General features: G+C 67.4%; 1 protein-coding gene. It reads left to right on the top strand.

Going from position 1 to position 654, the window contains the following annotated elements:
• Positions 1–20 precede the first annotated feature (20 nt).
• The coding region (locus IFT51_RS14735) for a hypothetical protein (protein WP_192061842.1) at positions 21–654 on the top strand (634 nt) is incomplete at its 3' end.

Here is a 654-nt window from a genome sequence, read left to right as displayed (position 1 = left end):
CGGCCGCCGACGCCCTCGACGTGCCCGACAACAAGCTCGGCTTCGTCTACTCGGGCGTGTCCGCTGCAGGCTACTTCCAGACCGCGGGCAGCGCTCCGGTCTCGATCCCGGGCGCTTTCGGGTCCGTCTCGGCGCTCGAGGTCCCGGCCACGGAGCTGGTGCGTGGTGAGACCTCCGAGTTGAAGTTCATGGTTCGCAACACCCAGGAGCACCTGGGCTTCGCGCCCAAGGTGGTGCTGACCGCACCGGAGGGGACGACGTTCCCCGAGCAGGCGACGGCGTCGAGCCGGTACAAGGCCACGACCGCGGACGGCTGGTTGGTCTGGGATGGCTACGACCTCAAGGAGGGCGTCGTCTCGAACGACGGGAAGACCCTGACCCTCGACAACAGCGACCACGGCATCACCGCTGTAGCGGACCGAGACTACGAGTACACGGTCAAGGTCGAGACGGCCGCCGACGCCCTCGACGTGCCCGACAACAAGCTCGGCTTCGTCTACTCGGGCGTGTCCTCTGCAGGCAACTTCCAGACCGCGGGCAGCGCTCCGGTCTCGATCCCGGGCGCTCTCGGTTCGGTGTCGGCGCTCGAGGTCCCTGCCACGGAGCTGGTGCGTGGTGAGACCTCCGAGTTGAAGTTCATGGTTCGCAACACCC

The sequence above is a fragment of the Frigoribacterium sp. CFBP 13712 genome, from assembly GCF_014842255.1.
Taxonomy (GTDB): Bacteria; Actinomycetota; Actinomycetes; order Actinomycetales; family Microbacteriaceae; genus Frigoribacterium.
Note: the sequence above shows the minus strand (reverse complement) of the source record. Positions and strands in the feature narration are given on the sequence as shown.